Below are 21,961 nucleotides of genomic sequence, written 5' to 3'. Positions count from 1 at the left end.
CCGGGATGCAATGACCCAGAATGCGCTACGCCCAAAAATACAACGCCCCGACACAATCTGGAAGAGATCGTGCCGAGGCGTCGCGGATGTTTTGGATGTGGACGTAGCGCTTAGTAGCGATAGTGCTCCGGCTTGAACGGACCTTCCACCGGCACGCCGATATAATCGGCCTGCTTCTGACTCAACTTGGTGAGCTTCACACCGAGCTTGTCGAGGTGGAGCGAGGCGACCTTTTCGTCGAGGTGCTTCGGCAGGACGTAAACGTCATTGTCGTAGCTGCCGTGGTTCTCCCACAATTCCATCTGCGCCATCACCTGGTTGGTGAAGGAACAGCTCATCACGAAGCTCGGATGACCGGTCGCACACGCGAGGTTCACAAGGCGGCCCTTGGCCAGCACGATGATTTCCTTGCCGTCGGGGAACTTCACCAGATCCGTGCCCGGCTTCAGTTCGGTCCATTCGTAGTTGGAAAGCGCGCCGATCTGGATCTCGCTGTCGAAGTGGCCGATGTTGCAGACGATGCTCATCGGCTTCATCGCCTTCATGTGATCGGCGGTGATCACGTCTTCGTTACCGGTGGTGGTGACGAAGATGTCAGCGCGCGAAACAGCGTCTTCCAGCGTGGTGACTTCAAACCCTTCCATCGCCGCCTGCAGAGCGCAGATCGGATCGATTTCACTGACGAGAACGCGGGCGCCGCCATCACGCAGCGACTGCGCGGAACCCTTGCCCACGTCGCCATAGCCAGCAACGAAAGCGACCTTGCCCGAAAGCATCACGTCGGTCGCGCGGCGAATGGCGTCGACCAGCGATTCGCGGCAGCCGTAAAGGTTGTCGAACTTCGACTTGGTGACGGAGTCGTTCACATTGATCGCCGGGAAAGGCAGCTTGCCCTGCTTGGCGATGTGATAGAGGCGGTGAACGCCGGTGGTGGTTTCTTCCGAAACGCCCTTCAGGTTCTTCACCGTCTCGGTCAAATAGCCCGGCTTCTTGGCGATGAAGGCCTTCAGCGAGCGCTGCATTTCGATTTCTTCGTCGTTCGTCGGCTCGGGCATTTCTTCGCCCGCTTCAAGGCGAGCACCCCAGAGCGCGAACATCGTAGCATCGCCGCCATCGTCGAGAATGAGGTTGGCGGTCTGGCCGTCACCGTCGTTTTCCCAGTCGAAGATATTGCCGACATAGTCCCAGTATTCCGCCAGGCTTTCACCCTTTACGGCGAACACCGGAATGTCCTGTGCAGCGATGGCGGCAGCCGCGTGATCCTGCGTCGAGAAGATGTTGCAGGTCGCCCAGCGCACTTCTGCGCCCAGCGCTACCAGCGTTTCGATCAGAACGGCGGTCTGGATGGTCATGTGCAGCGAACCGGTGATGCGAGCGCCTTTCAGCGGCTTGCTGTCACCAAATTCCTCGCGCGTGGCCATCAGGCCAGGCATTTCCGTTTCGGCAATGTTGATTTCCGCACGGCCATAATCGGCGAGAGCGATATCTTTAATGATGTAGTCGTTGAAAGCGGCGTCAGCCACGGCACGTCTCCTGTGAATTACGGATGGCGCGCTGCCGGGGCTCCATGCAACGCTGTGTTGCAGCGCCACATAGGCTGCACGGCGAAGCCCGTAAACCCCTGCGCATTTTTGCGAAATTCAGGCACGTTACTGGCGCTCGATCATTCCCACCTTATCTAGAGCCGTACCTGGCAATTGGAGGATAGATTACGATGACCATTTCCCAAGGCGAAAAGCTTCCCGACGTAACGTTGACCAAGGCCACGAGCGAAGGGCCGGAACAGGTTCAGGCGAGCGACTTTTTCGCTGGCAAGAAGGTTGCTCTTTTCGCTGTGCCCGGCGCTTTCACGCCGACCTGCAGCGCGAAGCACCTGCCCGGCTTTGTCGAAAAGGCAGACGAGCTGAAGGCAAAGGGCGTGGACGTCATCGCCTGCACCAGCGTGAACGATGCTTTCGTCATGAACGCATGGAAAGATGCCAATGACGCTGGCGAGATCACGATGCTGGCAGACGGAAATGGCGATTTCGCAAAGGCTGTCGGCCTCGACACCGATTTCTCCGCCTACGGCATGGGCACCCGTTCCAACCGCTATTCGATGATTGTCGATGATGGCGTGGTGCAGCAGGTCAATGTCGAAGGACCCGGCGAATTTAATGTCTCAAGCGCCGACCACTTGCTCGGACAGCTCTGAGCGCACGAATTCACACTGACACGGAAAGGGCGCCCGCTGCGGCGCCCTTTTTGTTTCCGAGGCAGACGAAACCGGGGCGCAGATTTGCACTTTGCTCTAGTTGATCGTACCCAGTCGATACCGCGCAAGGAGCCAGCTATCGTCTCCTCCGCATACAATTCGGACGAGGGGTCGTACGAATTGAGGATGGCTGGACAATAAGCGCCTGATAAGGCGCGAAGAGCGGTGATATGCTTGGGGGGGCAATCACAATGCGAATAGATATGATGACGCTCGGACTCTGCAGTTTGGCGTTCACCGCAACTGCATCTGCGCAAGATGCAGAACAGCGCCACGCACCAAGCTATGAAGTGAATGTCGAGCGTGTGCAGGGCACCTATTTCAATCCCTGGACGGGAGAAATGGATCGTGTCGAACTGCGTGCATTCCGCGGCGAAGAAAACACCCGCTTCATCGCGCCAACGCTGCGAGTGCGCCCCGGCCAAGTCCTTAGACTGGGTGTTCAGAATGATCTCGCTGACTGCTCGGCCGAGCAGATCGCGCGAGCCGAGTGCTTCAATTCGACAAACATCCACACGCATGGTCTGTGGGTTTCACCCAGCGGCAACAGCGATAACGTGATGATTTCGATCAATCCGGGGGAACGTTTCAACTATGAATTCGCGATCCCGGAAGATCACCCTGCCGGTACCTTCTGGTATCACCCGCACATGCACGGGGCGACCAGTATCCAGCTGGGATCGGGTATGGCAGGCGCTCTCATCATCGAAGGCGATCGCATTCCGACGAACGACATGCCCGGAGACATCGACATTCTCCTGCAAGACCAATCGGGCGAGCGATTTGGCGAGCAGATCATGGTGTTCTCGCAGATACAGTATGGCTGTTTCGACGATGAAGGTCAGCTCAACGCACCGCGGTCACCCGATCCGGAAGCGCGCCCATGGGAACATCCCGCATGGCAATGCGAAGGCGACGATGTAGGCAGCGTCGACAGCTGGAGGCAGTTCGGGCCTGCTAATGAAATGACCTCGGGCCGATTGCTGTCGGTCAACGGGGAAATGCAGCCGACCATCGGTGGCCTGGAGACCGGCCGGTTCCAGCGGCTTCGCATGATTCACGCCGGATTGCGGCGCTCTGTCCGGATGACGATCCGCAGGCTCGCAGACGATGCACCGCCGCTTCGAAGCGTTCTGGCAGATCAGCAACGCGCATGGATTCTGGAACACTGTACGGGCGAAATCGTGGAGCAATTCCATTTTGCCGATGATGGTCTTACCCGTCCCGCCCTGCGACCGGTGTCTGAAGCCAATATGTATCCTGGATCACGCTACGATTCGCTGGTCTACTTCGCTGAGCCGGGTTCGTATTGCATGATCAATGACCAGACATGGCGAATGCAACCGGATGAGCGGAGAATGGTCGGCATTCTGCAGGTTGCAGGCGAAAGCGCGGAAGTGCCGAACATCGCGGCACACCTTGTTCAGACGCTGGAAGCCGCAGCGGAAACACAGATCGCGGATCAGGATATTCGCAGCCGCGTCCTAAGCGATCTGAACGATGGAATGCAGCTTGGTGCCTTTACTTGGCACGAGCCGGTCGCCGATGACGAGCTTACCGGCCACCAGACCGCAACGATGAGCATCGAGGAAATCGAAGGCGGGGGAGCCATCCTGAGCATCGATGGTTCTCCATACCAGCACGGACGGATCGATCGCACATTGATGCTGGGAGATGTCGAGGAATGGGAGATCACATCGAACCTCGGCAGCCATCCTTTTCACATCCACGTCAATCCGTTCCAGATCGTCTCGGTCATAGATGAAGAAGGCCGCGACGTGACAGTTGAAGGAAGCGATGCTTTTGATCGGGACTATGCCGGGATGATCGGGAGCTGGCGCGATACCGTCATCATCAAGCAAGGATATACGGTGCGAATGCGTACACGGTACCGGCGCTATGTCGGCGACTTCGTCCTGCATTGCCACTTTGCGAGCCATGGCGATGAAGGGATGATGCAAGGCATCCGCGTGGTCTTACCCGGCGACCAGACCATGGGCGGAATGCCACACTGATCTTCAGCGTTTGGCTCCAGCAGCTCCTGATTAAAAACTTGGCGTAACGACAAGGGGGCGCCCATTGCGGCGCCCCTTGTTTTTGCCATCAATCCTGATCGATCCGGTTGAATTCGATAATCGATGGCTCGCTCCACTCACCTTCGATCTGCTGCCGCTCTTGGGCGGAGTAGTAGTGCGGACCGGCAATGATGAATCTGCTGTCGACCGTAACGCTGGTATTCTCGTCCAAACGATAGGTCTCATCTGGGAAAGTCAGCCTCCCGTTTGCGCCGGTGAAACTGCCCCCGCTTTTGCCGCCCCGATTGTTCCGATAGCGATAGCTTGCCTCGCCGGTCTCAGGATTGAAGCTGTAGATCGCCTCGCCAACATAGCCGTGGAGCGACCCGCCAGTAATCTCGTGACGCTGCAAAACGGCGGTGCCGTCTTCGCTCTCGCTCCAGCAGTGGCGGTCATCGCCATCGTCGATACCACCGGAAGCGAGATAGCAATTGCCCAATAGCGGCGTGAACTCATCGAGCGGATTGTTTGCTTCCTGTGCAAAGGCTGGCGAAGCGAGGGCCAGTCCAGCCAGAGCGAGAAGCGTCCGCATCAATCGACCCACTTCACGTCTGCGCCGAGCATATCGATGTTGTCGGTGAATTTCGGGTGTGCACGGCGGATAGGGTCGGCATCGAGGATCGTCGATTCGCCATCGATGCTCGACGCGATCATCAGCATCGCGATGGCGACGCGGATGATATAGGGGCTAGTGACGGTTGCCGGGCGCAGTTTATCGCCGCCGAAGGTAATCAGGCGATGCGGATCGCATAGCAGCGTATGCGCGCCAAACAGGCTGAGCTCTGTGTGCCAGGTAAGGCCGCCTTCGTAGACCTTGTTCCAGAACATGGCAGGACCGTCCGCTCGCACGCCGAGCGCAATGAAGATCGGCAGAAGGTCAGCAGGGATATAAGGCCACGGAGCGGCTTCCACCTTCGTGGTGATGTGGCTGGTGAAGTTCTGCTGCACGACCAGCTGTTCAGGCGCATTGAGGCGTGACCAGCCGTCCTTGTGCTCCACATGCGCGCCGAATTTCTCAAACGTGCGGTCGATCAGCATGAAATCTTCAGGCTGCGTGTTGCGCACCGAGATATCGCCGCCTGTCACGGCCGCAAGGGCAAGGAAGGTCGCGATTTCGTGGAAGTCTTCCACGAAGGTGTAATCGACCGGCTTGAAGTTCTCGCAGCCATCGACCGAAACCATTGAGGTTCCCTTGCCGCGGATGGTGCAGCCCATCTGCTCAAGGAATGTGCACATTTCCTGCACATGCGGTTCGCAAGCGGCATTGACGATCTGGCTGGTGCCCTTCGCGGTCAGCGCGCTGATGATAAAGTTCTCGGTGGTCGTCACAGAGGCGTATTCGAGCCACATGCGTGTGCCCTCGCCTTTCACCGTCTTTCGAAAGACAATGTCCTTCCCTTCGTAAGATACGGTCGCGCCGAACGCCTCGAACACCTTTACATGCGGATCGATTTCGCGTGCGCCGAGTGTGCAGCCTTTTACTTCATGCTCCAGCCGCGCTTCGCCCAATCTTGCGAGCAGGCCGGGGATCATCATGATCGATGCGCGCATCGCCTGCGGCAGCTTCGCCTTCGCGTCGCTGGGAATGGTGGAGTGATCAATCGCCAGCGTGTGGGCGTCCTTGTCCCACTCCACCGTACTGCCGAGATCGGTGAAGAACGCGTGGATGCGCGTCACATCGGTAATTTCGGGCACATTGCGCAGCATGATCGGCGCTTCGCTCAGCAGCGTGGCACACAGCACCGGGAGAACAGCGTTCTTGTTGGCAGAGGGCTCGATCTTGCCCTGAAGCTTTTGCCCACCGCGGACATACAATGCGGTCATGAAAGTCCTTTCGCCGGGGGCGGCACTTGCCTCACCCGTTCAATGATTTGATTTGACGAAGTCCATTCCAGATCGCTCTTGCAGAGGCAAGAGCGCGCGTGTCCTGCGTCAGGAGTATCCCATCAGCGCGAGCACTTCCTTGCGGCTGCGCGCGTCGTCGAGGAAACACCCCATGAGCTTGCTGGTCACCATGTTCACACCCGGCGTGCGAACGCCGCGTGCGGTCATGCAGGCATGGCTCGCTTCGATTACGACCGCGACGCCGCGGGGCTTCAGGCCCTTCCAGATCGCCTGTGCGACTTCGGCCGTCAGCCGTTCCTGGATCTGAAGACGCCGAGCGTAACCGTGCAGGACGCGGGCCAGTTTTGAAATCCCAACGACGTGGTCGGTCGGAAGGTAAGCAATAGCGGCTTTGCCAATGATCGGGGCCATGTGATGCTCACAGTGGCTCTGGAACGGGATATCCTTGAGCAGGACGATCTCGTCATAACCGCCCACCTCTTCGAAAACGCGGGAGAGGTGCTGGGAAGGATCTTCTTCATAGCCCTGGCAGTATTCTTTCCAGGCGCGGGCCACGCGCTTTGGTGTATCGAGCAGCCCTTCACGCTCCGGATCGTCCCCTGCCCAGCGAATCAGCGTGCGGATGGCATCCTGCACATCGTCAGGCACTTCGGCCTTGGTGATGGGTGCCGTGTATCCGGCGCCTTCTTCGCTGTTCATGAAAACCCTGCTTTCACTGTGAATGACCTGTGTGACTGAGGCCAATAGGCCCGGTCGTGAAAAATTGCCACGCCTACGAAAGTCCGTCACCCGCGCAGCAAAAAGGGCGCGATGCTTTCCGCACCGCGCCCCTCATCAATCGGTCGCGCGATTATTCCTTCGCGTCTTCCATCTTTTCCGGGGTGATTTCGGCATCTGCCTTTTCGGCCTTCTTCCGGCGATCGAAGACCGAGCGCATATGCTCGCGGTCTTCCTCGGTCAGCAGTTCTTCGAAATCGGGGAAGTGATCTTCTTCTTCCTCGTCGATGTGGTGACGGTAATCGTGATCGAGCTGCTTGAATTTCTGCAGCCATGCCGGCGATGACATGTCGGTCGCGGCCAGATCGTTCAGAAGTTCGTTGAGTTCGTGATGCTCGGCAACAGAGTGACGGGTTTCGTCGGTCGCCTTGGGCTTGCGCAGCATGGTCGAATAGAGCGCCTGCTCCTCGGCAGCGGCATGGCTCTTCACGTCGAGCGTGAATTTCTCGAACAACTCACGGCGCTCGTCGCTGTCACCGCTGGTATCGGCAATCTTGTCGAGCAGTTCGCGGTGGTCTTCATGATCCTGTTTCAGGCGGGCAAAAATATCTTCGGACACGGTCTTTCTCCTTTGCCCGATCAACGGCGATTGGTGGGACATGGTTCCGGCTTTCCGGACCGCATGGACCAAAGCACGGGAGACAGGCGCATCGCTGAAGGCCGCGTAGAACCAAAAAAGGCCACCCCATGAGGGATGGCCTTTTTTGGCGCGCCAGGAAGGATTCGAACCTCCGACCGCCTGATTCGTAGTCAGGTACTCTATCCAGCTGAGCTACTGGCGCGCGGTAGAGGCGGCCACATAAGGGGGTCTGTATCGCTTGGCAAGGGCTTATGCCGAAAGTCTTGCCAGTAATTCGCGATCCATCGGGGCAAGCGGAAGGTCCGCCGCTGCACCCGGAGTAAACCACCCCCACTCTTGCCCGTCCTTTGCGATTGGCTCAGCCTCGCCTGCCGATGCGGTGTAAAGAAACAGGACAATGTGCTGCCGGCCATCCTCTTCCGCAAATCCTGCAGGTTGAAGCGTGCCGGGATCGAGCGTCATGCCCAGCTCTTCTTCGATCTTGCGCACCAAGGCAAACCTTGGTTTTTCAGTCGCTTCCACCTTGCCACCCGGGAATTCCCAGAGGCCGCCATGGTGCTTGTGAAGAAGCCGTTGCTGCAGCAGCAAGCGCCCGTCCTTGTCCACCAGAGCAAGGGCCACGACCGCCAGCCATGTCGGGATATTTTCCACGTTAACCCTGCCCGCCCACTTCGCGTTAACTCCTCGCTGCGAAATTTTACAACATCGCACCTAACTAGGGGACTATCCTGTGTCGAATGCAATCTTCCTGAAGCAGCTGATGCGCGATGAGCGCGGTGCGACTGCCATAGAATATGGCCTCATCCTGGCATTGATCGCGATTGCGATGATCACCGCGCTGCAGGGCATGGCGACTTCTACCACCAACATGTGGAGCAGCGTCGAGACCAAAGTTGAGACTGCAAGTTCGAACGCACGATCTTAGGATTTTCTTCAGAATTCGCCCGTATTCAGGGACGAGCTCAATCAGGGAAACCCGAAAGAGCCGGGTACCGAAGAACTAAACCAGGAGACTACGTAATGACTTTCTTCAAGAACATGATCCGCGACGAGCAGGGTGCAACCGCCATCGAATATGGCCTGATCGCTGCCCTCATCGCTGTTGCTGCTATCACTGCAATGCAGAGCCTCGGTAACGAACTCAGCACCACGTTCAACAACGTGAAGACCGAGCTCGACGCTGCTAACACCAAGAACCAGTAATCTGGTCGGTGACTAAAAGAGGGGCGGCAGGGAAACCTGCCGCCCTTTCTTTTTGTCTGCACACCATCTGAGTGTCGGAATACCGACACAAAAAGGGCCGCTCCCGACCACGGGGCGGCCCTTGGTGGTTGCGCTGGCGCGATTGCTCGGCAGCGGTTTCCTAGTTTGAGCGAACGACGATCTTGTACTGCTGGCCCGGCACAACTTCCGCATCGCCGAAGAGGCCATTCAGCACCCGGAAGCGCGCGACCTGCGCATCATCATAGGCCATGAAGCGCGCCATCCGTGCGACTGTGTCATTAGGCTGAGCGGTGACGATGTCGATCCGGCGTGGAACAACACTGCCAGCTTCTGCGGCGCTGATACGCTCCATTGAGTTATACAGCGAGTTGAAAGTGCCCGCCTGCCCTGCCGGTGTGATCGACTGGAAGTGGTAAGCCTGACCATTGCCGAAATCATAGGCAAACACAGTCACATCCACCTGGCTCTGTCCGTTGTTGACCCGTGCTGTACCGTAAGCGGCAGGCAGGCCATTCACTGTCGTGCGTTCCAGCGATTGCGGGGCCAGCTGTTGCTGCTCGCCACCAAGCGCGCGGAAAACGCTGCGCACATAATTTTCGAGATTTCCGTCATATTGAGCGAGGGTAAGCTGCGAACGACCGCCATCACCATTGATGGAAACCGCACGCGGGCTGTTCACCATGTAGAAGCCCTGCGGCGCAGTGAAGCTGAAGCGCAGAATCGGATGGATGAATTGGCGGCCTTCGATAACGCCCTGCTCGGGATCGTCGCCGTAGATCATCCCATCGATACTGTTGAGGAAGGTGTTGCGACTGGTCGCACCAGTCGCATTGCCGGCGAGCTGCACCGCATTCTGCACGCGGCTTGCAGGATCGGGGTGTGTCGACGCCCATTCGGGGATCGTCGCGTTGTCTCGACCCTGCAATTGCGCATCGAGCTGGTTTTGCGCCGCCAGGCTTTGCAGCAGGGTTGCCATGGCGCGCGGATCATATCCCGCACTATTCAGATACTGTATGCCGAGCGCATCGGCTTCCAGTTCCTGATTGCGCGAATAGCTAAGCGTCAGGGACTGAGACAGCTGCATCGCCCCTTGCGAGACAGTGTTGCCAAGCTGGCTGTTGCCCAAGAGCAGCTGCGAAAGGATAGCGATGCCGACACCGCCAAGCTGATTGCGCTGTGCCGCCGCCTGGCGCCGCGCCGAGTGACGAGCAGCGACGTGGCCGACCTCGTGGCCCAGAACCGCCGCGAGCTCGGCTTCATTGTTCATCAAATTCACAAGCTGGCGTGTCGCATAGACGTAGCCGCCGGGAACCGCGAAGGCGTTGTTCACGCTGGAATTCAGCAGGGTGACATCGAACGCGCCGGGGCTGGTCGCCAGACCGGACTGGAGCGCGATGTTCTGTCCTACCTGTTGCACATAGCGAGCCTGCGGTCCTGTCATCTCGCCGCCGAATTCGGCAACAAATTGCTCATGGTACTGCGCACCGACCTGCGCTTCTTCAGCGGTGATGGGCGAGCCAGGCGCGACATTGGCGCCCGGGATAGTGGCGCAGGCTGAGAGTGCGATTGACGCAACTCCTGCTATTGCGAGCGCTTTGATCTTGCGTGTGTTAAACTGCGGCATTCCCATCTCCTGATGCATTTCCATGCGGCACAGCCGGGCTGTCGCCGCTTATATTCGCAAATGCATGCTGGGATGGCAGGTTCCCGAATGACGGGACGCAAAAAGCTGTAAATTAGCGTGAAAGGCTCTGCCCGATGGCGAGGAAGCGCTCATCACGCATGCGCTTGAGCTCTCCCGGCTCATGAACGCTGAGCGTCCCCAGCTCTTCATCGATAGCGTCGATAAGGTTGGAGATAGCGGTCTCGGCATCGCGATGCGCGCCGCCGACAGGTTCAGGCACGATCCGGTCGATCACACCCAGTTCGAGCAGGTTCTGCGCGGTCAGCTTCATTGCCTCTGCCGCCTGCGGAGCCTTTTCCGCTGTGCGCCACAGGATAGAGGCACAGCCCTCAGGTGAAATGACCGAGTAAACGGCATGCTCGAACATGAGCACGCGCTCTGCACTGGCGAGCGCAACCGCGCCGCCCGATCCACCCTCGCCCACGATGGCCGAAACCATCGGAACGCCGAGCGAGAGACACGCTTCGGTCGAACGGGCAATCGCTTCGGCCTGACCGCGCTCTTCTGCCTCGATGCCGGGAAATGCGCCGGATGTATCGACCAGTGTCACCACCGGCAGGCCGAACCGGTCCGCCAGTTCCATCAGACGGATGGCTTTGCGATAGCCCTCAGGCTTGCCCATGCCGAAATTGTGGCGAATGCGGCTTTCGGTGTCGTTGCCTTTTTCATGGCCGATCAACACGACCTTGCGGCCGCACATTGTGGCAAGGCCGCCCATGATCGCCTGGTCGTCGCCATACAGCCGATCCCCACCAAGCGGCATGAAATCATCGAAGCCGTGCTCCACGTAATCGCGGAAATGCGGGCGCGAGGAATGGCGGGCAACCTGCGTTTTCTGCCACGGCGACAGCCCCTCGTAAGTGCTTTGCAACAGCTTGGCGCTTTTCGCCTCAAGCCGTTTGAGCTCTTTCGAAATATCGACATCGCCATCATCACCTGCCGCTTCACGCAGTTCGGCGATTTTGGCTTCCAGTTCGGCAACCGGTTTTTCAAACTCGAGGAATGTGGCCATAGCTGCCCGCTAGCCCTCTCTGCGGCGTGCCGCAAGGGGATGTCGCTCGTTTACCAGCGCCACGAGGCGCGCGGAATCGACATGGGTGTAGATCTGCGTCGTGGCGATATCGGCGTGGCCAAGCAAAGTCTGGAGCACGCGCAGATCCGCCCCGCCCTCCAACAGATGCGTTGCAAAGGCATGGCGCAGCACGTGCGGGCTGACTTTGGCCGGGTCGATGCCAGCCCGCCCCGCCAGCTCTTTCACCATCTGATAGAGGCGGATGCGGCTGATATGCTTGGCGCGCGATGGGAAGAGATAGGCGCTGTCCGAGCCGCGCACCTCCAGCCAACGCGACAATGCAGCCTGCGCACGGCGTGAGACGGGCACCATGCGTTGCTGGCCGCCCTTGCCTGTGATTGTAAGGAACGGCGCATCACGCGGGACGGCACTGACGGGAAGCGAAATGAGTTCGGACGCCCTCAAGCCTGAACCATAAAGCAGTTCGAAAAGCGCAAGCAGGCGAACCGCTTTCGGCTCATCGCCTTTCGCTTCCTCTTCCACCTGCGCGAAAATCGCCTCCACTTCCTGATGTGACAGGATTTTGGGTAACGGTCGGCGGGCCTGCGGGCGTGACAAGGCGGCGGAGGGATCATCCGCTCGCAGCCCCTCATCGACACAAAAGCCGAAGAATTGCCGCAGGGCGGAGATTTTGCGCGCGACGGTGGAAGGTGCAAGATTCGCCCACTGGCCGCTCAGCTTGGCCAGGTCTTCGCGCGAGGCTGACAACAGATCCCCCAGCAGATCCTCGCTGGCTTCAAGATCGCGGCGATAGGCTGCCAGCGTATTCGCCGCAGCGCCGCGTTCTGCAGCCATCATCGCCAGAAAACTGTCGATCGCGGCGGACATGGACGCCTGCTCTCCCCAATTGGCTCGCGGCCTGTGCCCGCGACCTAGCTCCGCGCGACGGCCTCCGCCGCAATCATCCGCGCCTCCGCCGAAAGCCCGGCACGATTGAGCGCACGCACGATGTGATAGAGATGGCGCGGCGTCATCTGATCCCAGCTGCGCCCCTGCATGCCAAGGCCTGAAAGCAACGCCACGAGCGCCTGATTGCCATAGGACGATGCCGCTTCGATCTTGCCGCTCCACGCGCTTTGCCGCGTGTAATTTATGCCCAGGCGATCTGCGAAATCGCCAAAATCATCCTCGTCGAGACGCTCCAGACCCGCCAGCCCTGCAACAAGAAAGGCGGATTTGCGCATGTCGGTGCTATCATCGTCATCGATGAAACTATCGACGTCGCCGCCACTTACCGTGCCTTCGCGTTCCGGCTGTGCAAGGGCCAAAAGCGCCCAGCCTTCACTTCCAGCAGGAACGATGGAGCCCCAGCGCATGGCATTGCGATCGAGGCCAGCGGTCAGCATCGAAGCGATCAACGCCGGCGCATCTTGCAGCAATTCCTCACTCGGCTGAATGCGCGCCGCGGCATAGCCAGTGAGGACCTGGCGCGCATACATCGCGTCAGTGTCCTGCTCCCACAATTCGCGCATGGCGGCAATTCGCTCCGCCGAAGTCGACGCGACATAGGCTTCGCGCAGCAGGCCCGCCTCCGCCTTGTCGGCCTGGTCGTAAGCATCGCTGGCCCAGAGCCGCGAATACAGATCAACCATGGCAGCTGACGACAGGACACCGCGGCCACCCGCCGCATCGGCAGAATTCACGCGCTGGAGCAGCGGAGTCGCGGGAATCAGGACGTCGGAAATGGCATAATCATCGGGAGTCTGCCCCGTGAATGGCAAGCCCTCAGGCAGCTCCACTCCGAGCGAGCGTGCCAAGGCGAAGCGCCATGGGGTGATCTCTTCCACCCCTTCCCACTCGATGTTGACGGCACGGCCACCATCGCCGGCCGCTCCGGCAAAGCGTTGGGCCAGACGGACATCGATCTCTGGCGCTGCACCGGTGCCGAGAGCACGGTCGAGATCACGCTCGGCGCTACGCGTTTGGCCAAGATAGGCAGCGCAGATCGCGCGCAGCAATTCCCATTCGCCATCTTCGCGCAGGTCTCCGCGCAGCACAGCGATAGGACATGCGCCGAGTACATCTCCCGAAGCGAGATAGGCCGAAACCGCCGCATCGGTCAGCGCGCGATCGTAATTGCCGGCGTCGATATCCTGCACCACCGTGCGAGCAACGACGGCTTCGCCCATTCCGGAGAGAGCCTCTGCGCGCAAAGCCGCAAATTCGACCGCATCCATGCCCTCGGGCGCATCGAGCCTGCTGGCGAGCGCACGACGCATCAGAATATGCCCCCAGCGCGAGATGATCGGACCATCGCTTGCCTCAAGCGCTGCACGTACAAGTGCGGCCGGCTGGTTCGCCAGCGATCCGGTGACAAAGCCACCCTCTGCGCGGTTTAAGACGCCGATTTCTGCAAGGTCACGGCGGGCGGCGGCTGGAATATCGAATTTTGGACGCAGGCCGAACAGCTCGTTCACTTCGAACGATTCCATCCGCTCCAGCTCTTCCAGCGTCGGAAAATCGGCCGGAAGGCGAGCCCGGCCCGGCGCAGGGCTGCTCGACGACGGAATATCCTGCACGACAGGCGCGGATACCGATGGTGCAGCGGTGCCGCCCGACGGTGCGGGCGCGCTTGTCCGTGTCGCGGTGGGAGTAGGCGTCGGCGTGGATTGCGGCGGGGGATCGCGGAATGCGGGTGGCAACAGGTCTTCCGGCCCGCTGGCAAGCGCCAGCGTCGATGTGAGGGCAAAGCCCGCCCCGGCAAGCCAAAGTCCAACGCGTTTCAAGAATTTCTCTCCGGCAATTCCACGGGCTCTACAATCAGGCGCTGTTCCTCACGCCCGCCATCGAACCAGGCGACAGCGAGAACAAGCAAAATAACAATCAGCGCAAGCATGATCATCAGGCGTTTAGACACCTCGCGACACTTCCCGTTTGTTACATCATCGCTGCGCGCAAGTTTGTTCGCAGCCTTGCCAGCGCGGTTAGCCTATCTATAGGCCTTGCGGCAATGACCATGTCCAAGCCTTTGCCCGATGATGCGATGTTGCGCTCCATCAAGCAGCGCCTCGACAGGCCATTGGTACTGGTCGGCATGATGGGGGTGGGCAAATCCACCGTCGGGCGCCGCCTCGCCAATGTGCTGGACATGGACTTTACAGACGCTGACGAGGAGATCGTCGAAGCGGCCAATATGTCGGTTGCGGAAATTTTCGACCAGTTCGGCGAGGAGTATTTTCGCGACGGGGAGCGGCGGGTCATCGCGCGCCTGATGGAAGAAAGCGGCGCAGGTTGCGTTCTGGCGACGGGCGGCGGTGCTTTTCTGGAAGAAGAGACCCGCGAGCTTATCAAGCAAGAAGGCGTGGCCATCTGGCTCGACGCGGCAATCGACACGCTGGTCGAACGGGTCAGTCGCAACAAGCGCCGCCCTCTGCTGCGCACCGGCGACATTCGCGGAAAGGTCACCAAGATGAAGACCGAGCGTGAACCGGTGTATGCCGAAGCGCACATCCATGTGAAAAGCGACAGCGGGCCGCACCAGACAACCGTCAATCGCATCCTCGAAGGGCTCGACCGATGGCTGAAGTGAGAGTCGAACTTGCGGGGCGCAGCTACGATGTTCGCATTGGCGGCGGGTTGATCGGCAATTTCGCTGAGGAATGCGGTGGGCTGCTGCGCAAGACGCGCGTGCCTATCGTCACCGACCGTAATGTGTATGCCCATTGGGGTGAGGCCCTTGCCCAATCGCTGGAGGCCGCCGGGAAACACCCCGCGTGGCTGGTCCACGAACCCGGAGAAGGCGCGAAAAGCTGGGATGGCCTTTCGCGCACGGTCGAGTGGTTGCTCGGCGAAGAGGTAGAACGCGGCGATCACATTGTGGCGCTGGGCGGCGGCGTTATCGGCGATCTGACGGGCTTTGCCGCCTCCATGCTGAAACGCGGCTGCGGGTTCATCCAGGTGCCGACCAGCCTGCTGGCGCAGGTCGATAGTTCGGTTGGTGGTAAGACGGCGATCAATGTCGCTGCAGGCAAAAACCTTGTCGGCGCATTTCACCAGCCCTCGCTTGTGCTCGCCGATACGGACGTGCTTTCGACACTGCCCGAGCGAGAGATGCGCTGCGGCTATGCCGAAGTCATCAAATACGGGATCCTTGGCGATGCCGCATTCTTCGAATGGTGCGAGGCGAATGGCTCCAGGGTGATCGCTCACGATCGGGAAGCCGTCGAATATGCAGTGACGGAAAGCGTGCAAGCCAAGGCGCGGATCGTCGCCGAAGACGAGCGCGAGACGAGCGGCGCGCGCGCCCTGCTCAACCTCGGCCACACATTCGGCCATGCTTTGGAAGCGGAGACCGGTTATTCGGATCGCCTGCTGCATGGCGAAGCGGTGGCGCTCGGCATGGTTCTCGCCGCGCGATATTCTGCGCGCAAAGGCCATCTGTCCGCTGAGGATGCGGAGCGGATCGCTGAAGCGATTGGCGCTAGCAGGCTACCGGTAGAAATTGCCTCGCTTGGTCTCCACTGCACCGGTCAGGCACTCGCAGCGCATATGCTCCACGATAAGAAAATGGATGCAGGCACCCTGCCCTTCATCCTGCTGCGCGGGATTGGCGACGCCTTTCTGGACCGCGAGGTTTCGCTCGAAGATGTCGGCGCGTTTCTCGCCCAACAGCTTCAGTCCGCGTAGATCGCGATTTCATTCACGCCGGTGCTGTCCGCACGGCCCCGATACATTCCGGACGTGTTAAATGAGAACGCAGTCTCGCCCTGGTTCGAGACGACAATCACACCGCCATCGCCGCCCATTTCGCCAACTTCCGCCATGGTCTGATCGGCGGCTTCCTGAGGCCCCATACCGGTAAGGCGAATGAGATCACAGATCGCGCGCGCTACGCTGGCACGGATGAAATATTCGCCGGTGCCTGTCGCGGAGACCGCGCAGGAGCGATTGTCTGCATAGGTACCAGCGCCGATCAGCGGCGAGTCGCCGATGCGGCCCCAGCGCTTGCCGGTAGTGCCGCCGGTCGAGGTACCAGCCGCCAGATTGCCGTGATGATCGCGCGCCACTGCGCCAACGGTTCCGAAAGCGTGCTCGCGATCTTCGATGCTGGCTTCCTGCCGGTTGCGAAAAGCTTCGAGCGAACGCGCGCGGCGTTCGGTGATGAACCAGTCGGCGTCCATCAGCTCAAGGCCTTGCTCTGCTGCAAATTCGCTCGCACCCTCGCCGCTCAGCAACACGTGCGGGCTGTTGCGCATCACTTCGCGCGCGAGCAGGATCGGGTGGCGTACATCGTCCACTCCGGCAACTGCACCAGCGCTCAGATCCTGCCCCAGCATCAGCGAGCTATCGAGCGAGATGCCGCCTTCCCAGGTCAGCACCGCACCGCGCCCGGCATTGAAAAGCGGATCGTCTTCCAGAAGCGTGATGACTGCGATCACCGCATCTTCCGCCGTGCCGCCTTCACGAAGCACCGCGGCACCTGCATCGAGCGCGGCCTGAAGCGACGCATTGTAGGCGGCTTCCCGCTCCGGCGTCATCAACGACCGCTCAATAGTCCCTGCCCCGCCATGGATGGCAATCGACCATTCGGAATGCTCCGCATCATGCGCTGTTGCCGCAGCAGGCAGCAGGATTGCGAAAAGCGGAAGGAAAATGCGCAAGAGGCGGTTCATGATGCAGTCCCGTTTTGTTGTTTGCGCACCTTGTCCGCCAAGCATGGCGCGAATTCAAGGGCCCAAAGGGCTGTTTACAGATCCACGCGCTTCCGGTCTGGAAACACCGCATCAACCAGCAGGCGGCGGTGGCAGTGATCGGCTTCCTCGCAATAGCAGAGCAAGCACACTGTTTGGTCTTCCGCGAGGCTTTGTAATTCCGCCATTTGCGCCAGCGCTTCCGGCAATTCCAATTGTCCTGAATAAACGCGCTCCAGCGTCTCTTGATCACCACGCCGCGCGGCGTCTCTCCCCTCTTTTGGTGTGCCGAGCTGACGCAGATGGAGATAGGCGATTCCCGCCTCTTCCACCGCTGATCTGAGCGAAGTTTTGGAGAAACCTGCCCTTCGAGAATTGGCTATCGCGCGCACATCAACCAGCATGGTGATGCCCGCGTGTCGCAAGGCGGAGACCAGCTCATCCTGCGTGCGGCTCGCGTAGCCGATGGTATGTATTTTGCAGATCAATGGATGTCTGGCGGCGGAATGGCGTCGGGCGCGGAGCGTGGATACATCTCGCCAAGCTTGGCATTCGCAGTGGGATTTCCGACGCCGTAAATCTCCGCCACACCGCAGGCTGCGCGAAGCTCCTCGACAGGAGGTCCGCCAGGCGTGATCGGATTTGGCGATGCCCAGGTGAATTCCTCACCCAGCCTGCCTTCGACCTGTCCTGAGGTGCGATTGACGAGGACGAAATATCCGTCAGAATCCACATCCAACCCGGTTTCCGTGTGGAACCAGGCCAGTTCAGGCTCTTCCCGCCCTGTCCGCAGGACAAAGAAGCAACCGTCTTCGAGGTAAATCTGCCCGCCACTCGCCGCCTCGAGTTGGAGACCCGTACGTGCCTCACTCGCCGGCCAAATGCGAACTTGCTCTTCTGCTTCTGGCGTTATTCGCGGCCAGCCCATCGGCGGCACGAAATCGAAGCGAATGTGTCGCGGCGCTTCCCATGCGTTCTCCATCAGCCAGTCGTCGAAATCGCTCGCGGTCATGCGCAGGCTGAAACTGGAGATCGGCGAATTGTCAGAATTGCCTGAAAGGCCGTAGCCATCGAGGACTCCGAGGCTTTCGAGACGGCCACGCCATAGCTGCCCGATCTCCGCTGCATTGTCCGGCGCCGCTTCGCTGGGTTCGCGACTTCCCACATGCGGCTCGAGCATTGGCGCGTTGGCGATGATCTCCGCATAATCGGGCGTGGGCGCTTCGCGCTGCGTAGCGAAACCGGGCGTGGGAGCACCGGGATCGGATGACGCATCGCCAGCTGCACAGGCAATGAGCGAAACAAGCGGTAACAATAGCAAAAAACGCATGAATTTCACCTCATCCGCAATTTGCGCCGCCACTCCTGTCGTCATTCTGAATGAATGTCTTCTAAGCGTCCTCATCGTCGTCACCGGGGCGATATTCGAAAATATCTCCCGGCTGACAATCGAGCTCGCGGCAGATGGCATTCAGAGTCCGATAGCGTACCCCGTTCACCTTTCCGGTTTTCAGCAGCGAGAGATTGGTGGCCGAGATTCCCACCCGCTCGGCCAGCTCTTTCAAGCTGACCTTGCGCTGCGCCATCACGACGTCGAGATTTGTAATGATAGCCATCAGACCACACTCTCGCTGTCTTCGCGGAACTGCTGACCCGATTTGAATGCGCCTGCGGTGATGAAGGCGATCATGGCCATCAGCATCGGTAGGATCGGCGGTGTGTAATCCATCCAGATATTTTCCTTGCCCTGCACTCCCCAACTGATCGAAGGGTGGATGGCGCGATTGCTATCGATGACATCGGGCATCGCTTCCAGGATCGCGTATTGCGTCATCACCGTCATTGAGATCGACAGCACACTGCCGACGACCAGCAGCTTACCGATATTGCGCAGTGAGGTGACATTCTGATCAGAGAAAACCTCGCCCACTCCGATCCGGGAAAGCAGGCCCCGTAACTGCCAGAAGACAGCGCCTATCAGCCCCAGCGCTGCGAGACGCCCGACAAGCCTCGCCCCGCGCAGCCAGCTATGATTATCGACCCTGACGGTGCCTTCCTGAAGCTGCCAGAACGTGTCGTTATCTCCCGCAGCATCGAGCGAATGCATGATGATGTTTTCGCTCTTGGCAGGGTAGGCCACCATGTGGAACTTGCCCTCGCTATAGGCGCTCCACGCCTGCAACAGCGCGCCGACCGCCGCGAGCGCGACGATCACAAGCAGAAAATTGACAAACCGTTTCGTCCAAATCGCACTCATGATTTCCCTCCAATATTCGTTGAAGGGGTCTATGCCGCGGTGATTTGCGCTTCGCAATAGATATTTTATGTTTTACGTAAAATAATCATCTCATCGCATAAGGACGAGCTCTTCAGCCATAGTGGGGTGTATGGCAGTGGTGGCGTCGAAATCGGCCTTGGTCAGGCCGGCTTTCACGGCAATCGCGGCGGCCTGCATCATTTCGGGCGCTTCGGGTGCTATCATGTGGATTCCGACAATCCGCCCGCTGTCTCCATCGCAGATCATCTTGAACAGGCTGCGCTCATTGCGCCCCGCCACCACGTTTTTCATTGCGCGGAAATCGGACAGGTAGACCTTCACGCTGCCAAGCGCGTTCTTCGCCTCCCCTTCCGTCATTCCGACAGCGGCGATCGGAGGGTGACTGAACACGGCGCTGGGGATGCATGAGTGGTCGACGGCGACCGGATCGCTATCGCCAAACACACTATCGGCGAAGGCCTGACCTTCGCGGATGGCGACGGGGGTAAGCTGCACACGGTCGGTCACATCGCCAACGGCATAAATATGATCGACATTGGTCTTGCTGAAACGATCGACGATGACTTCGCCCTTATCGCCCAATTCGACCCCAGCCTTGTCCAGGCCCAGCCCCTTGGTGTTGGGCACGCGCCCTGTGGCGAACATCACCAGGTCGACATGTTCTTCATCGCAATCCGAAAGTTTGACGAAATAGCCGCCATCGTCACACGGTTTGATATACTCGAACACCGTATTGAACTTGAACTCGATGCCTTTCATCGTCGATATCTGCAACAGGCGATCACGCACGGCTTCGTCATAAGACCGCAGCAGACGGTCGCCGCGATTGACGAGTGTGACCTTGCTGCCGAACTCATTGAAAATGCCGGCAAACTCATTGGCGATATAACCGCCGCCAGCGATGATCACCTTTTTCGGCAACTCATCCAGATGAAATGCTTCATTGGACGTGATCGCATGCTCCATTCCGTCGCACTCGGGGACGTGCGGATGCGCGCCAGTCGCAATCAGGATGTATTTCGCGGTGACCGTCTTGCCGCTTGCCAGAGTGATCTCGTGAGGGCCGGTAATCTCGGCGCGTTCCTTGAAAATCGTGACATCGTGGTTTTCCAGCGTGTCCGTGTAAGCGCCTTCGATGCGGGAGACATCGGCAAGCACATTGTCGCGCAGCTTTATCCAGTCGAAGCTTTTTCCCTCCACCGTCCAGCCGAACTGCTGGCAGTCCTCCAAATCCTCCGCAAAATGCGCGCCGTAGACGAGCATTTTCTTGGGCACGCAGCCACGAATGACGCAGGTTCCACCTACCCGGTGCTCCTCCGCAATCGCGACGCGCGCGCCGTGGGCTGCGGAAACGCGGCTCGCGCGCACTCCGCCAGAGCCTGCACCAATGGTGAAAAGGTCGAAATCGTAACTGTCGGACATGCGGGAAGGTTCTCCGTTTGCGTGAAGGCGCTATGGTCCAACACTATTCGCGGGGCAACCGTTCCGGGTTACTAGCTTTCCAGGAGAGGCGCGTAATCGCGCATAAGCTCCCACGCGCGCAGGTCTTCGATTGTAATCAGACCCTCATCCTTGATGCCCGCCTGCCGTTTCAGCAGGCGCATCACCGCGGCGCGCTGCGTATCGCTGGCGCGCGGCAGGGTAACGAGGACATCGGGATTATGCTCGAACGGCGCATCGAAAAGCATTGCGCAATTCATCGGATCAAAGCCAAAGCCGAGGAAGACAAGGCGCTTGCCCTGCACCACTTCGGCGAACATCTGGCGGCTGAAACCGCGCTCTTCCTTACGTTCGGAAAGTGTGTGGATCTGCTCGACAACGGAGGGCAAATCCTCAAGCTCGCCAGCTCCCCATTCGGCGACAGGCATTTTTGCGGACTGCCAGTCGAGCTTCCCCGGCATGCCATAGGGATGGATGATTTTGAGCTTCTCCGCGACTAGTGAGCGCGCATCGGTCAGGCTCATGCCGAACGCCATGTGCAGCGTCCACGGCAGGTAATGCTCGATGGAACGATCATAATTGAAACAGATGATCGAGAGATTGTCGAAGCACCGCTCGGCTTCGGAGCGGGGAACGCCGTTCACAACCGCACGAGCGAGCTGGAACAACCAATTCTCATTGCCGCGTACCGGCAGGTCGCCCGGATCCTTCGGCTCCTCTCCCAGCGGAGACTGCGCCTCTGCATCCAGCGTGTAATGCGCGATGGCGAGCTTGCCGACGGCGAGCACCATTGGATTGTCGCCATGCTGCTCAAGAATGGAATCGATCGAGCTTGAAATGCGGGCGGCAGAGCGGATGGTCTGCCCAGCTTCCATCAGCGCTGCCTTCTTCACCCGCGCCTTCTTGGCGATATCGGCGATATGGTCCGCCATCGCCTTGATATCGGGCGTTTCGAGCGACGTACCGAGACGCTGGAAATCAAAACCGGCGGAGATGCGGGCAAGGAATTCACGCCCGTCAGGAAATTGCAGCTCGCAAGACGCGCCCGCGCCCACGACCAGTGTTGTTTTCGTTCTGATCATGGGCGCGACGCTATGCCGCT

23 protein-coding genes and 1 tRNA gene are annotated in these 21,961 nt (G+C 59.5%); 6 read left to right on the top strand and 18 right to left on the bottom strand.

Translation table 11 applies throughout. The features are described 5' to 3' along the window. Positions 1–110 precede the first annotated feature (110 nt). Entirely contained in the window at positions 111–1,523 is a 1,413-nt protein-coding gene (ahcY, locus tag O2N64_RS11095) for an adenosylhomocysteinase (protein ID WP_271077658.1), read from the bottom strand. Positions 1,524–1,714: 191 nt separating this feature from the next. Between ahcY and O2N64_RS11090 the strand changes: the two genes are divergently transcribed. Then, positions 1,715–2,194 (top strand): peroxiredoxin, encoded by a 480-nt coding sequence (locus tag O2N64_RS11090; RefSeq protein ID WP_271077657.1) that lies wholly within the window; start codon positions 1,715–1,717, stop codon positions 2,192–2,194. Between the two features lie 287 nt (positions 2,195–2,481). Further along, a complete protein-coding gene (locus tag O2N64_RS11085) occupies positions 2,482–4,269 on the top strand; it encodes a multicopper oxidase family protein (RefSeq protein WP_271077656.1) in 1,788 nt (595 codons plus the stop codon). 88 nt (positions 4,270–4,357) lie between these two features. Here the strand turns inward: O2N64_RS11085 and O2N64_RS11080 are convergent, their stop codons facing one another. The 6 genes from O2N64_RS11080 to O2N64_RS11055 form a co-directional block, all read right to left on the bottom strand. Then, positions 4,358–4,861 carry a hypothetical protein gene (locus O2N64_RS11080; RefSeq protein WP_271077655.1) on the bottom strand — a complete coding sequence of 168 codons (504 nt, stop codon included), beginning with the start codon at positions 4,859–4,861 and terminating at the stop codon, positions 4,358–4,360. Further along, entirely contained in the window at positions 4,861–6,153 is a 1,293-nt protein-coding gene (locus tag O2N64_RS11075; RefSeq protein WP_271077654.1) for a UDP-N-acetylglucosamine 1-carboxyvinyltransferase, read from the bottom strand. The genes O2N64_RS11080 and O2N64_RS11075 overlap by 1 nt, the downstream gene beginning before the upstream one ends. Before the next feature lie 108 nt (positions 6,154–6,261). Next, positions 6,262–6,873, bottom strand: a complete 612-nt coding sequence (gene folE, locus O2N64_RS11070) for a GTP cyclohydrolase I FolE (protein ID WP_271077653.1) — start codon at positions 6,871–6,873, stop codon at positions 6,262–6,264. 151 nt (positions 6,874–7,024) lie between these two features. Next, the gene (locus tag O2N64_RS11065) at positions 7,025–7,510 is read right to left on the bottom strand and encodes a hemerythrin domain-containing protein (RefSeq protein ID WP_442866731.1); all 486 of its coding nucleotides are present in this window, start codon (positions 7,508–7,510) and stop codon (positions 7,025–7,027) included. A gap of 146 nt (positions 7,511–7,656) precedes the next feature. Continuing rightward, positions 7,657–7,733: transfer RNA gene (locus O2N64_RS11060), tRNA-Arg, on the bottom strand. A gap of 47 nt (positions 7,734–7,780) precedes the next feature. After that, a complete protein-coding gene (locus O2N64_RS11055) occupies positions 7,781–8,182 on the bottom strand; it encodes an NUDIX domain-containing protein (protein WP_271077651.1) in 402 nt (133 codons plus the stop codon). 109 nt (positions 8,183–8,291) lie between these two features. Between O2N64_RS11055 and O2N64_RS11050 the strand changes: the two genes are divergently transcribed. Both O2N64_RS11050 and O2N64_RS11045 read left to right on the top strand, forming a co-directional pair. Beyond that, positions 8,292–8,456 carry a Flp family type IVb pilin gene (locus O2N64_RS11050; protein WP_271079650.1) on the top strand — a complete coding sequence of 55 codons (165 nt, stop codon included), beginning with the start codon at positions 8,292–8,294 and terminating at the stop codon, positions 8,454–8,456. A 95-nt stretch (positions 8,457–8,551) separates the two neighbouring features. Next, positions 8,552–8,734 (top strand): Flp family type IVb pilin, encoded by a 183-nt coding sequence (locus O2N64_RS11045; RefSeq protein WP_271077650.1) that lies wholly within the window; start codon positions 8,552–8,554, stop codon positions 8,732–8,734. 160 nt (positions 8,735–8,894) lie between these two features. On the opposite strand, the gene O2N64_RS11040 is transcribed toward O2N64_RS11045, so the two are convergent. From O2N64_RS11040 to O2N64_RS11025, 4 genes are all read right to left on the bottom strand, one after another. Then, a complete protein-coding gene (locus O2N64_RS11040; RefSeq protein WP_271077649.1) occupies positions 8,895–10,403 on the bottom strand; it encodes a M48 family metalloprotease in 1,509 nt (502 codons plus the stop codon). An 88-nt stretch (positions 10,404–10,491) separates the two neighbouring features. Continuing rightward, the gene (locus tag O2N64_RS11035; protein ID WP_271077648.1) at positions 10,492–11,451 is read right to left on the bottom strand and encodes an acetyl-CoA carboxylase carboxyltransferase subunit alpha; all 960 of its coding nucleotides are present in this window, start codon (positions 11,449–11,451) and stop codon (positions 10,492–10,494) included. A 9-nt stretch (positions 11,452–11,460) separates the two neighbouring features. Continuing rightward, a complete protein-coding gene (locus O2N64_RS11030; protein WP_271077647.1) occupies positions 11,461–12,339 on the bottom strand; it encodes a tyrosine recombinase in 879 nt (292 codons plus the stop codon). Positions 12,340–12,383: 44 nt separating this feature from the next. Then, positions 12,384–14,237 carry a hypothetical protein gene (locus O2N64_RS11025; protein ID WP_271077646.1) on the bottom strand — a complete coding sequence of 618 codons (1,854 nt, stop codon included), beginning with the start codon at positions 14,235–14,237 and terminating at the stop codon, positions 12,384–12,386. A 224-nt stretch (positions 14,238–14,461) separates the two neighbouring features. On the opposite strand from O2N64_RS11025, the gene O2N64_RS11020 reads away from it, so the two are divergent. After that, positions 14,462–15,040: a shikimate kinase gene (locus tag O2N64_RS11020; protein ID WP_271077645.1), complete on the top strand. Its 579-nt coding sequence runs from the start codon at positions 14,462–14,464 to the stop codon at positions 15,038–15,040. Next, a complete protein-coding gene (gene aroB, locus O2N64_RS11015; protein ID WP_271077644.1) occupies positions 15,028–16,137 on the top strand; it encodes a 3-dehydroquinate synthase in 1,110 nt (369 codons plus the stop codon). The genes O2N64_RS11020 and aroB overlap by 13 nt, the downstream gene beginning before the upstream one ends. On the opposite strand, the gene O2N64_RS11010 is transcribed toward aroB, so the two are convergent. The 7 genes from O2N64_RS11010 to O2N64_RS10980 all read right to left on the bottom strand — a co-directional run bounded on the left by O2N64_RS11010 (position 16,125) and on the right by O2N64_RS10980 (position 21,941). Next, positions 16,125–17,123, bottom strand: coding sequence for an isoaspartyl peptidase/L-asparaginase family protein (locus O2N64_RS11010; protein ID WP_271077643.1), 999 nt, complete (start codon positions 17,121–17,123; stop codon positions 16,125–16,127). The genes aroB and O2N64_RS11010 overlap by 13 nt on opposite strands. Before the next feature lie 74 nt (positions 17,124–17,197). Continuing rightward, on the bottom strand, positions 17,198–17,545 hold the full coding sequence (locus O2N64_RS11005) for a DUF488 domain-containing protein (protein ID WP_271077642.1): 348 nt from the start codon (positions 17,543–17,545) through the stop codon (positions 17,198–17,200). An 80-nt stretch (positions 17,546–17,625) separates the two neighbouring features. Then, a complete protein-coding gene (locus O2N64_RS11000; RefSeq protein ID WP_271077641.1) occupies positions 17,626–18,471 on the bottom strand; it encodes a hypothetical protein in 846 nt (281 codons plus the stop codon). Between the two features lie 61 nt (positions 18,472–18,532). Then, a complete protein-coding gene (locus O2N64_RS10995; RefSeq protein WP_271077640.1) occupies positions 18,533–18,757 on the bottom strand; it encodes a helix-turn-helix domain-containing protein in 225 nt (74 codons plus the stop codon). Then, entirely contained in the window at positions 18,757–19,398 is a 642-nt protein-coding gene (locus tag O2N64_RS10990; protein WP_271077639.1) for a DUF2975 domain-containing protein, read from the bottom strand. Before O2N64_RS10990 ends, O2N64_RS10995 begins: the two co-directional genes overlap by 1 nt. A gap of 90 nt (positions 19,399–19,488) precedes the next feature. Beyond that, positions 19,489–20,841 carry a glutathione-disulfide reductase gene (gorA, locus tag O2N64_RS10985; protein WP_271077638.1) on the bottom strand — a complete coding sequence of 451 codons (1,353 nt, stop codon included), beginning with the start codon at positions 20,839–20,841 and terminating at the stop codon, positions 19,489–19,491. 71 nt (positions 20,842–20,912) lie between these two features. Continuing rightward, a complete protein-coding gene (locus O2N64_RS10980) occupies positions 20,913–21,941 on the bottom strand; it encodes a hypothetical protein (RefSeq protein ID WP_271077637.1) in 1,029 nt (342 codons plus the stop codon). Positions 21,942–21,961 lie beyond the last annotated feature (20 nt).

It is taken from the genome of Aurantiacibacter sp. MUD61 (genome assembly GCF_027912455.1).
In the GTDB taxonomy this organism is placed as follows: domain Bacteria; phylum Pseudomonadota; class Alphaproteobacteria; order Sphingomonadales; family Sphingomonadaceae; genus Alteraurantiacibacter.
This window is presented reverse-complemented; position numbering and strand designations above follow the sequence as displayed.